The organism is Hoylesella marshii DSM 16973 = JCM 13450 (assembly GCF_000146675.1).
In the GTDB taxonomy this organism is placed as follows: domain Bacteria; phylum Bacteroidota; class Bacteroidia; order Bacteroidales; family Bacteroidaceae; genus Prevotella; species Prevotella marshii.
Window position 1 is genome coordinate 393956 of record NZ_GL397214.1, and the last position, 7613, is coordinate 401568.

The window sequence follows — 7613 nt, forward strand, 5'->3', positions numbered from 1 at the left end:
TTTTTACTGGAAGCTTATTAGCTTTTTTCGGATTGCTTATTAGCTTCTCTCAAAAAGCTCTTAATCTTTCTCCGAAAAGCTCTTAAGCTTTTTCTGAAAAGCTCTTAAGCTTTCCCGAGACTGCTCATTAGCTTTCTTCGGATAGCTCATTATGTATTTTTGGATTACTCATTAGCTTCTTCCAACTGAAATACTTTCCATCGCTTTTGCCATGCGGTGTAGAAGTCGGGACGGTACCACAGGAGGCGGTATTCTCTGTCCATGAAGGCTTGCACGCTGTGGCCGGTGGCGATGAGTGCGTTGGTTTGGGTGTCGCGAATCTCGTAGTCGAACACTATCTTGGCGGCTTCGGTGGGGCGATAGAAGATGTCGACGCGGCAGGGCATGCCGTAGACGATGGGGCGCAGATAGCGGAAGGAGAGGTCGACGAGCGGGGCGAAGCAGCCGGCGGCGGCAATGGTCATGTATTCCAGTCCGTATTTGGCGCCGAACGCCTCGCGGGCATCTTCGAAGTAGAGGGCATAGGAGCCGTGCCACACAACGTTCATCGAATCGACTTCGCTGAATCGTACGTCTATCTGTTTAGAGGCTTGCAGGGTTGTCATTCGTTTGTTGTTTGTGGGGTTGGGGCGGTTTGTTCGGCCAGCGCAATTTTTATCTGCGTCTCGGCTATCAGTTCGTCGGCTGCTTCAACTCGGGCCGATGCGAGGGTCATTCCCATCACGCTTTCTTCGATGACGACGGTGGTTCGGAGTGTTTCGCCGACTCGTGGCTCGCGATATATCGTGAGGTTGCGCACGGCTCCGATGTAGCCCACCTGAACGGCCTGACGAAGAATGTACTTGTTGACAAAGCCTAAACGGGCGGCGCACGATTGGGCGATGTTCTCAATCACGCCGGCGGCTTTCAGTACGCCTTGCTCGCAGAAGAGGTTATCTCGTTGAGGGGTGAAGCTGCACACGGTTCGGGTGTCGTCGCAAGCAAGCAGTCGGTCGACCATCACGAATGGCGGTTGCTGGGGCAAGAGCGTGAGTACGTCGATGTTTTCGAAGGGCGGGATGCTATTTCTTTCCATCTGTTTCGTTGTTTGTTTCTGCCCAAAAGTCGAAGAAGTTGAACCATTGTGTGGGGTATTTCCTGACGGTTTCCTCGACCAGCGCGGCGTATTGCTGGGACAGCTGGTGAATGAACTCTTTCTTCGGAAGCGACTCATCGGGCAATGCCAACCGACGAACGAAAATGCGATAACCCTTCACCGATTCTTTCATTACGAAGATGGCCAGTGCGGGCGTTCGGCGTTGTTGGATGGTTGCAAAAGGTCCCATCGGAAAGTGAGCCGTCTGTCCGAAGAACGTACACGCCACGGTACGCTCCGAACCATCGCAACGGTCGGCCGGCAGGCTTACAATCTCTCCGTCGCGCAGTGCTCGGTTGATGGCGAAGAGGTGGCTCATGTCCGGGCGGATGGGAATCATGCGGATGTTTGTTCGTCCGAACTGAATCGTTCGATTCTCCATCACCGTTTCGGTTTCGCCGGCAAAGATGATGGCGTTGATGGTTTTTTGCTCGGAAACTAAGTTGTAACCGCCCATCTCGTAGTTGCCAACATGCGCGCTGAGCATCATAAACGAGCCCGGTGCAGAGGCCAGCTCGGCGAAGGCTTCGTAGTTGTCGATGGCGATGCTAAACTTCTTTCCCGCATAAGCGGCAAAGCGGTCGATGATGACCTGACCGAACCGGAAGAAGTTGGCATATGCCAGAAAGACGGAACGCAACCTGCCGTGCCCTATCCGGCGACGGAAGAATGAATAGGAAGTTTTGAATCCTCGACCGAAAAGCATATAGAATGGCACGACTACCGCCACCCCTGCGTAGTAGATGCGGAGGTTGAGAAAGCGGAAACAGTTGATGAGTTGCTGTTGCATCCACTTGTTTCCGTCGGTTGAGCCTTGCCATTCGCGTTGCATGGAGCCTATGCGTTTACCTTGCGTTCGATGTAGTCGCAGAAGTCTTTAAGGGTGACGACGTCGGCCATTTCTTCGGGTTTGATTTTAAAGCCGAAGTTGTTTTCAACAATCACCACAATGTCTACGAAGTCGAGACTATCGATGCCGAGGTCGTCTTTGAGTTTACCCTCGGGTTTGAGCTTTTCTTCGTCGATTTCCAAATCTTCGATGAGGAAGTGCCTCACCTTTTCTTCAATTTCTGTTCGTGTCATGAGTTTTATATGTGTTTTAATGTAACATCTAAGATGGTGTGCCCCTGTCCGAGTCCGTCGTGTATGGATTCCACCTCCAGACCGGCGCGACTAATGAGGCGAATGAGGTCGTCGCTGTGATACATTTTCGAGTTGCCGTTGGCCATGGTTGAGAAATAAACGCTCGTCATCGTGAGGCAGAGCGTGGCGGGTTCGAAGCGTTGCCTGTCCCAAAAGGTTTCCATGATGTAGAGGTGGGTATGGGCCGACATGACTTGGGCGGCGCGCCGGAGAATGCTTTCGATTTCTTTCTCGGCGAAGCAGTCGAGAAATTGGCTCATCCATATTGCGTCCCACTCGCCTGAGGGCAGGCTGTTCGACGGTTCGAGCAGATTGGTTGCGAAGCTCGATATGCGGTCGGCTCCGGGTTTGTTGGCCACGTTGCGACGCATCATGTCGATTTGTCCGGGCAGGTCTACAATCGTCACTTCCACCTGCGGGTCGTACTCCACGCATCGCAGTGCGAATCGTCCGGTGTTTCCGCCCACGTCCATCAAACGCTTGGGTTTGCTGGCGAAGACAACGGGCAAAGCCTCGTCGAATGAGTGGTCGCTATAGAAGTGGTCGAATCCGAACCAGCTTTTCTGCACTTGTTCGGGCAGTTGGGCGAGTCCTTCGTATATGGTTGGCCACGTGCCGAGTGTTTTCAGTCCTTCCGGTCGTTTGTTTACGAGCGATTCTTCGAGATGGAAGAGCCCGCGATAGTTTACGTCGTGGTTGAAGTCGATGTTTACTCGTGTGGCGGGGTCGGTGAGCAGGAACCATCCGGTTTTCGAGAGTGTGAATCGGTCGGTTTCGGCATCTACGAGAATGGTGCCTGCGCTGAGCGATGCGTCGGTGAGTATCTTCACGGCATAGACGGATAGTTTTGTGTGTTGGGCGATTTGGTCGACGGTTAGTCCGTCGGCGTTGTCGCGCAGCAGGTCGAGTATGCCGAACTTCACCATCAGTCGCGAAACCTGAAACACCACAGGCGCCCATGCTATGAATTCGGCCAGCCGCTGTGCCTCGCGTGCCGAAAGTTGCTCGCGGGTGTAGCGCTCGGTGAGGGAGGGGAATAAGTTCATCGTTGTGTTTTGTATTTTAAGTTCTGCTTTATGCTTGCAAGGGGTGTTGCGAGAGCCAAACCATTTGGATTTTCGTTTGCGGGAGTCCCGCCGGGCTGAAATTATTTGGATTTTCGTTTGCGGGAGTCCCGCTGGGCTGAAATTATTTGGATTTTCGTTTGCGGGAGTCCCGCTGGGCTGAAATTATTTGGATTTTTATTTGCGGGAGTCCCGCCGGGCTGAAATTATTTGGATTTTCGTTTGCGGGAGTCCCGCTGGGCTGAAACCATTGGATTTTCGTTTGCGGGAGTCCCGCGAAGCCCAAACCATTTATTAATGGCTTTTGCAGGCTTTTTTCATTGTTTTTACAGTGTCTTCGGCCATCTTCTTCGAAGGCGTCGCGCAACATGTTTAAACCGCTGAAAATCGCGATAATTGCTACTAATATCCTTTCCATAAAAATAATTAAGTTGTTATTTCTCAATAATCAGTGCGCTGTTGGTGCCTCCGAATCCGAATGAGTTTGAGAGCACGGTGTGCAGCTCGGTTTCCACGGTTTGGGCGGCGATGTTGAGTGGGGCGGAATATTCGTCGGGATTGTCGAAGTTCACGTTCGGTGCAACGAAGTTGTGTTGCATCATGAGAATGCTGTAGACGATTTCGCTTGCGCCGGCCATCCAACATTCGTGGCCGGTCATGCCCTTGGTGGAGCTGATGAGTGCGCGCTCGTTGCCGAAGAGGCGGGCGAGGGCTTTGGCTTCGAACATGTCGCCTTGCGGAGTGGAGGTGGCGTGGGCGTTGATGTAGTCGATTTGGCCGGCTGCGATGCCTGCGTCGTTCATGGCACGTTGCATGGCCAGCACGCTGCCGTCGTCGCTGGGTTGGGATATTCCGCCGCCGTTGCTCGAGAATCCATAGCCCGTTACTTCGCAGAGTATCGTGGCGCCGCGGGCGATGGCGTGGTCTCGGTCTTCGAGCACAAGGGCAGCCGCTCCGCCGCTGGGGATGAGTCCGTCGCGGTCGCGGTCGAACGGTCGGGAGGCTCGCTCTGGCTCGTCCATCCGCTTTGAGAATGCGCCGAGGGCGTCGAAGGTGGCCATGGAATATACGTTGACCTCCTGGGCGCCGCCGCAGAGAACCATATCCTGAAGACCTTGTTTAATCATCATGTAGCCGAGCCCGATGGAATGACTTCCGCTCGCACAGGCTGCGCTCACGGTGAAGTTTACGCCGCGCAGGTGGAAGATGGTGCTCATGTTCATCGTTACGGTGGAGTTCATCGATTGGAAGATGTATCCGCTGCCGAGGAGCGCCGAGTCGTGTTTGGCTTCCATGATGCGGGCGGCTTCGATGACGGGTGTCGACGAGGAGTCGTTGCCAAAGATGCAGCCTATTTCGTTGCCGAACATATAATCTTCGTCGATGCCGGCCATTGCGAAGGCTTCCTTGGAGGCCATGAATGCGTATTCGCCTTCTTCGGGCAGGCCGGTGCGCATGCGGCGGTCGAGCAGTCCTTTGAGCTTCGGGCGTTCAACAATACCGGTGAGCCCCGACTGATAACCATACTCCAGTCGCGCGCTGTCGAGGCCGATGCCGCTTCGCCCCGCTCGCAGGCTTTCTGTTACTTCTTGGGTGTTCTTTCCGAGGCATCCCCAGAGGCCGATGCCTGTTACTACGACTCTTTTCATGAATAAAGTCCTCCGTTGATTCCGATGGTTTGTGCGGTGATATAAGCTGCATCGCCGCCTGCAAGGAAGGCCACGAGGGCGGCTACTTCGTCGGCCTTTCCAAATCGGCCGGCCGGAACGAGTTTCTTGAGTTCGTCTTGGTTCAAATCCTTTGTCATATCGCTTTCAATAAACCCGGGGGCTACGGCGTTCACGGTTATTCGACGTGGTGCAACCTCCTGTGCTAACGCTTTTGTTGCGCCGATGAGGGCGGCCTTGGCGGTGGAATAGTTTGCCTGCCCGGGCAGTCCTTTCAATCCGGAGAGCGACGAGATGTTGATGATTCGCCCGTCGCGTCGTGTCATCATTCGTTTGAGCAGGCGACGCGTGGTGTAGAAGAATCCGTTGAGCGTGGTGTCTACAACAGAGTGCCACTCGCTGTTCTGCATGAATATCATGAGATTGTCGCGACGGATGCCGGCGTTGTTCACCAGCACGCCGATGTAGTCGTCGGGATGGCTGTCTTCCCATTCGCCGAGGGCGCGCTCTGTTTCTTCGGGCTTCGATACATCGAATTTCAGTAGTTCGGCTTGTCCGCCGGCTTGTTCGATTTCGTTTTTCGTTTCGGCAGCCGCAGCTTCGTTTGAAACATAGTTAATCACAACGGGTAATCCCGTTTGTGCAAGTCGGATGGCTATGGCGCGACCGATTCCTCGGCTTCCGCCTGTCACTAAAGCGTATTTCATTTCTTCAAATATTCAATCGTGTTTGCGAGGTCGTCGTAGAAAGGTTTGTCTTCGACGATGGTTCTGCAAATCGTTCTCAGTTCGTTGTAGATGTTCCGCGTAGCCGGCGCGAGCTCATCGGCAATGCCGAGGCAATCGGTGGCCTGCGCGAGAGCCATCATCAGTATGCCCATCACCTCGTAGGCGTTCTCAATGACTCGGGCACAGAGTAGGGCGGTGTTGGTGCCCATGCTCACGATGTCCTGATTGTCGTTGTTGTTGGGAATGGAGTGCACATAGTTGGGCATGGCCAGCGTTTGGCATTCGGCAGTGGTTGACGTGGCGGTGAACTGGCAGGCTTGCATTCCGTAGTTCAGTCCGAGTGTGCCCATGTTGAGGAAAGGCGGAAGAATGCCGTTGATGCGGTCGTGGAATAGATAGTTGAGTTGGCGTTCGGCAAGCATTGCGAGCCTTACGATGGCTATCTTGACCTTATCTTCCTCGAGCGATATGTAGTCGCCGTGGAAGTTTCCGCCATGATAGACGTTCTCCGTTTCGGGGTCTATGATGGGATTGTCGCACGCCGAGTTGAGCTCCTCGTCGATGAGCGTGTGGGCAGCAACGAGCGTGTCGTGAATCGGCCCGAGAATCTGCGGCGTGCATCGCAGCGAATAATAAGCCTGCACCTTTTGCTCGAAAACGTCCTGTTGGCACTTCTCCTTTTTATATAGCACGTGTTCGCGCTTCTGCAATCGACGACTGCCCGCAGACAGCTCGCGCATGCGTTGGGCTATGAGTTGCTGACCTGTGTGCCGACGACAAGCGTTAAGCGGTTCGCTCATCCAATCGTCGAACGACGCGGCAATCTCGTTCATCCACACGGCCGCAAGCACGCTCCAATCAAGTAGTCGTTCGGCATAAATCTGGTTAACCGCACTGATACCCGTCATCACGCTGGTTCCGTTTACGGCCGAAAGTCCCTCACGAATATGAATCTTCATCGGCTCGATGCCGTTCTCTTTGAGTATCTCGGCCGACGGTCGCCACTCGCCGCGATAATGCACCTTGCCTTCGCCAATCATCGTGAGTGCGATGTGCGCCAATTGCACCAAATCGCCACTGGCTCCCACGCTCCCGTGCTGCGGAATAAAGGGCAGAATGTCGGCATTAATCATCTGCACGAGCATCTTAACTACGCTGGGATGTATGCCCGAGCGCGCTTGTGCAAACGTTCCGACGCGAGCAACCATGGCCGCCTTTACGTAGATATCGTCGAGCGGCCGACCGGCGCCGGTTGCATGACTGCGAATGATGTTGTATTGAAGTTCTTCGAGATGCTTGTCTTCGACCCGCCATTGTGCCATCGGCCCGAATCCGGTGTTGATGCCGTATATTATTCGATTCGTAGCAAATGATTTCAGAAAATCGTAGCAGTGTCTGATACGTTGATAGACAGTATCATTGAGATGCACTCTCTCGTCATGGAAGAGATACTTCTCAACACTCTCAATTGTAAAAATAAAGTTGTCCATAACCTTTTTTAAACACGTTTATCCTTGCAAGACACAAAATGCGGATGCAAAAATAATGATTTATTTCCTATAAAACAAATAACTGTAAATGGTTTCGACGCAGACGCACGCTTCATAAGTTCCACTAAGAAAAAACTAAACTTCTCAACACCAAGACAAGGATTTATGAATTTTAGTTTGCTCGCCGTAAGCCTCGCACTGTTTACCGCATGCGTTCAGTATAAGCGAAGCACCGTATAATGCCGATTTGGGTTTTGCCTCCGCATGAAGAGGAGCAGGGAGGAAAGGAACGAGAATACAGATGAAACGGAGACGGGATGCGGATAAAACGGCATCGCGATGCAGGAGAAACGGATGCACGATGCGGATGGAACGGATGCACCTTG

At 53.3% G+C, this 7613-nt stretch carries 10 protein-coding genes; all 10 read right to left on the reverse strand.

What is annotated here, in order from left to right; genetic code table 11:
• Window positions 1-164 precede the first annotated feature (164 nt).
• A complete protein-coding gene (locus HMPREF0658_RS01665; RefSeq protein WP_006948105.1) occupies window positions 165-605 on the reverse strand; it encodes an acyl-CoA thioesterase in 441 nt (146 codons plus the stop codon).
• On the reverse strand, window positions 602-1075 hold the full coding sequence (locus HMPREF0658_RS01670; RefSeq protein ID WP_006948107.1) for a hotdog family protein: 474 nt from the start codon (window positions 1073-1075) through the stop codon (window positions 602-604). Before HMPREF0658_RS01670 ends, HMPREF0658_RS01665 begins: the two co-directional genes overlap by 4 nt.
• On the reverse strand, window positions 1062-1967 hold the full coding sequence (locus tag HMPREF0658_RS01675) for an LpxL/LpxP family acyltransferase (RefSeq protein ID WP_006948108.1): 906 nt from the start codon (window positions 1965-1967) through the stop codon (window positions 1062-1064). The genes HMPREF0658_RS01670 and HMPREF0658_RS01675 overlap by 14 nt, the downstream gene beginning before the upstream one ends.
• Before the next feature lie 5 nt (window positions 1968-1972).
• The gene (locus HMPREF0658_RS01680; protein WP_006948109.1) at window positions 1973-2218 is read right to left on the reverse strand and encodes an acyl carrier protein; all 246 of its coding nucleotides are present in this window, start codon (window positions 2216-2218) and stop codon (window positions 1973-1975) included.
• A 5-nt stretch (window positions 2219-2223) separates the two neighbouring features.
• Entirely contained in the window at window positions 2224-3324 is a 1101-nt protein-coding gene (locus HMPREF0658_RS01685) for a FlxJ family methyltransferase (RefSeq protein ID WP_006948110.1), read from the reverse strand.
• A gap of 142 nt (window positions 3325-3466) precedes the next feature.
• Window positions 3467-3760, reverse strand: a complete 294-nt coding sequence (locus HMPREF0658_RS01690; RefSeq protein WP_006948111.1) for a hypothetical protein — start codon at window positions 3758-3760, stop codon at window positions 3467-3469.
• A 16-nt stretch (window positions 3761-3776) separates the two neighbouring features.
• Window positions 3777-4991, reverse strand: a complete 1215-nt coding sequence (locus HMPREF0658_RS01695; RefSeq protein ID WP_006948112.1) for a beta-ketoacyl-[acyl-carrier-protein] synthase family protein — start codon at window positions 4989-4991, stop codon at window positions 3777-3779.
• Window positions 4988-5716, reverse strand: coding sequence for a flexirubin biosynthesis SDR family reductase FlxB (gene flxB / locus HMPREF0658_RS01700; RefSeq protein ID WP_006948113.1), 729 nt, complete (start codon window positions 5714-5716; stop codon window positions 4988-4990). The genes HMPREF0658_RS01695 and flxB overlap by 4 nt, the downstream gene beginning before the upstream one ends.
• A complete protein-coding gene (gene flxA, locus HMPREF0658_RS01705; RefSeq protein WP_006948114.1) occupies window positions 5713-7227 on the reverse strand; it encodes a flexirubin biosynthesis tyrosine ammonia-lyase FlxA in 1515 nt (504 codons plus the stop codon). The genes flxB and flxA overlap by 4 nt, the downstream gene beginning before the upstream one ends.
• Before the next feature lie 144 nt (window positions 7228-7371).
• A partial coding sequence (locus HMPREF0658_RS11725; RefSeq protein ID WP_211203967.1) for a hypothetical protein occupies window positions 7372-7613 on the reverse strand: 242 nt, incomplete at its 5' end.

Excerpts from the sequence above, each read along its gene's own strand:
- HMPREF0658_RS01665 (WP_006948105.1), bottom strand. The coding sequence starts at position 605 with ATGACAACCCTGCAAGCCTCTAAACAGATAGACGTACGATTCAGCGAA.
- HMPREF0658_RS01670 (WP_006948107.1), bottom strand. The coding sequence starts at position 1,075 with ATGGAAAGAAATAGCATCCCGCCCTTCGAAAACATCGACGTACTCACG.
- HMPREF0658_RS01675 (WP_006948108.1), bottom strand. The coding sequence starts at position 1,967 with ATGCAACGCGAATGGCAAGGCTCAACCGACGGAAACAAGTGGATGCAA.
- HMPREF0658_RS01680 (WP_006948109.1), bottom strand. The coding sequence starts at position 2,218 with ATGACACGAACAGAAATTGAAGAAAAGGTGAGGCACTTCCTCATCGAA.
- HMPREF0658_RS01685 (WP_006948110.1), bottom strand. The coding sequence starts at position 3,324 with ATGAACTTATTCCCCTCCCTCACCGAGCGCTACACCCGCGAGCAACTT.
- HMPREF0658_RS01690 (WP_006948111.1), bottom strand. The coding sequence starts at position 3,760 with ATGGAAAGGATATTAGTAGCAATTATCGCGATTTTCAGCGGTTTAAAC.
- HMPREF0658_RS01695 (WP_006948112.1), bottom strand. The coding sequence starts at position 4,991 with ATGAAAAGAGTCGTAGTAACAGGCATCGGCCTCTGGGGATGCCTCGGA.
- flxB (WP_006948113.1), bottom strand. The coding sequence starts at position 5,716 with ATGAAATACGCTTTAGTGACAGGCGGAAGCCGAGGAATCGGTCGCGCC.
- flxA (WP_006948114.1), bottom strand. The coding sequence starts at position 7,227 with ATGGACAACTTTATTTTTACAATTGAGAGTGTTGAGAAGTATCTCTTC.